This is a genomic window from Gilvibacter sp. (assembly GCF_013214815.1).
In the GTDB taxonomy this organism is placed as follows: Bacteria; Bacteroidota; Bacteroidia; order Flavobacteriales; family Flavobacteriaceae; genus Gilvibacter.
In genome coordinates this window covers 9,307-11,753 of sequence record NZ_JABSPU010000078.1, presented here as the reverse complement: position 1 = coordinate 11,753, position 2,447 = coordinate 9,307, and the positions used below count along the sequence as shown (strand labels likewise).

The following is a 2,447-nucleotide window of genomic DNA, read 5'->3' as shown; positions in this document are numbered from 1 at the left end:
AGAACTCATCCTTTTTGGCCTCTAAAGTCTGTAGGGTACCGCTAACGCTGCTTTGGGCTATTTGTATGATCTTCTTCTGATCCGCTGGCTGAAAAGCGTCTAAAGGATTGTAGATGGAATCTTTGGGTTCCTTAGGCGCGTAATTATCTCCAATACTCGCAACCCCAGAACGCAGATACATGGTATTGGCAAAAGTCTTGATGTCTGTGGAGAAATTGTCAGAAAGGGTGTCGATGGCAGGGAGCTGCTCAGAAATAGGATACATTCCATGATTGCTGAGTTCTCCTTCCGCTTCCAGATCAATATTGTTGATCTCACTCAGATCGATGTTTATGGTATAGGTGTCCAGATAACTCTTGACAAAGGGTTTTCGCTTTTTCTTTTTGACATCCCGTACTTGAACCTCGTCATAATAATAGACGTTGTCTAGTTTGAGTGATAAAAGATTGGAATCTTCAGACCCGATCAGTTCCCCGCGTTCTGCCACCATTACGGTGTAGTTCCCGGCAATTTTTGGTTTTTTCTTGTGTATGATCACCTGATCCAGATACTGGTCCCGATCTCCCGACTTTTCATCCACCTTGATGTTGAGCTCATCGCCAATAGAACTGAATTGCCCTTCTGCAATAACCATGGCGGGTTTCTTTTGGGCAATGTTCCGCCTGAGGTTTAAGGATTTATATTCTGCCCATGGAATAACGCTGTTGGCAAACCAAAAGGCCGTAAAGCTTATCGTAACAATAAAGAGGGTCAAGCTGCGCATAGCGCGTTGCAGTGAGATACCCGTAGATTTCATAGCCGCGAACTCGTACTTTTCTGCAAAGTTCCCAAAAACCATAAGGGATGAAACCAAGATCGTCAGTGGTAATACCAGCGGAATCAGCTTAGGAGAGAAGTACATCAAAAACTTCAGTACTACTACCATATCCAATCCCTTTCCTGCCAGTTCAGAGATATACAACCAGATGGTCTGGAGGATAAAAATGAACATCAGGATAAAAAATACGCTTAAAAAAGTGCGTATGTAAGTGACCAGTATGTAACGATCGAGAATTTTCAAATGCCGCTAGTTCAGCCTGTTGATAAAATAGCCGTCTGCTTCGTACTTAGACTGATCAAAACTAAACAAGGTTTTTGAAATGGGCTGATTGGTTTTAAAAGAATTAACAGTAATGGTAAACTCTGTACCGTTGGCATCGGTTTGAATCAGCTTGTAAATATGCTTGGTCATGCTATCAATGCCCAGCAAGATATCTTTGATCTCCGCATTGCTGTCAATCGGCATCAATTTCACGTATTGGATCTTACGTCCTTTTACGTTTTGAACGATGTCCATTTTATATGTATAACCCTCTTCATAGAAGGTCAGCATTTCACTAGGAGTAATGCCTGTATTTTCATCACTGCCAATGGTAGAGATGGTGACTTCTTCATCTTCAGGCACAATGGAGTAAATATTGACGCCATCGCTGATGCGGGTAGTTCCCAACATATTGAGATGATATTTGTCTCCCTCCAAGGTCACATTGCCACGGGTATCTTGCTTCACCTTCTGCTTCTCATTATTGAGGCTGTATTTAAAATCGATGACAATATTTTCGTAAGAACGCACTTTAGCGGATACTTCATCCAACAGGGTCTTGGCGTCCTGTGCGGCGGCAAATCCTCCGCTTAAAACTAATAAACAACCGAGTAGTATCGATCTCATGGTTTCTAAGTTTTTTTGTTGCTCAGTGCAACTTCATTTTTGATTTATACTTCATTATCCAACAACTGATTCAAGGCTTCAATGGTCGGCACCAAAACCTGTCTGGCTTTACTGCCTTCAAAAGGGCCAACAATTCCTGCAGCCTCCAATTGGTCAATGATACGTCCTGCTCGGTTGTACCCCAATTTGAGTTTGCGCTGCAATAAAGAGGCAGAGCCTTGCTGAGCAATTACCAGCACTTCTGCCGCTTCACGGAACAGTGAATCGCGGTCGTCTTTAGATATATCAAGATTTGTACCACTTTCTTCTCCTACGTATTCTGGCAATAGGTGTGCATCCGGATAGGCCTTTTGTCCACCGATATAATCCGTGATCTTAGACACCTCAGGCGTATCGACAAAAGCACATTGCAGTCGTATCACCTCGTTCCCTTGGGTGTAAAGCATGTCTCCGCGCCCAATGAGCTGATCGGCTCCTGTAGCATCCAAAATGGTTCGTGAGTCGATCTTAGAGGTTACTCTAAAGGCAATACGCGCTGGGAAGTTCGCTTTGATGATCCCTGTGATCACGTTTACAGAAGGACGTTGCGTGGCAATGATCAAGTGGATTCCAATGGCACGAGCCAACTGAGCCAGACGTGCAATAGGGGTTTCCACCTCTTTCCCTGCGGTCATGATCAGATCCGCAAATTCATCAACTACCAGAATGATATACGGCAAAAAGCGGTGTCCGTTGTTTG

General features: G+C 43.8%; 3 protein-coding genes. All 3 read right to left on the bottom strand.

Annotated features, from left to right (window positions below):
* Positions 1-991 (bottom strand): LptF/LptG family permease (locus HRT75_RS12730; RefSeq protein ID WP_291187400.1); only part of this gene is annotated, 991 nt, incomplete at its 3' end.
* A 75-nt stretch (positions 992-1,066) separates the two neighbouring features.
* A complete protein-coding gene (locus HRT75_RS12725; RefSeq protein ID WP_291187397.1) occupies positions 1,067-1,708 on the bottom strand; it encodes an outer membrane lipoprotein carrier protein LolA in 642 nt (213 codons plus the stop codon).
* A 44-nt stretch (positions 1,709-1,752) separates the two neighbouring features.
* Positions 1,753-2,447, bottom strand: a 695-nt coding sequence (locus HRT75_RS12720; RefSeq protein WP_291187395.1) for a DNA translocase FtsK, incomplete at its 5' end; no start/stop codon positions are given.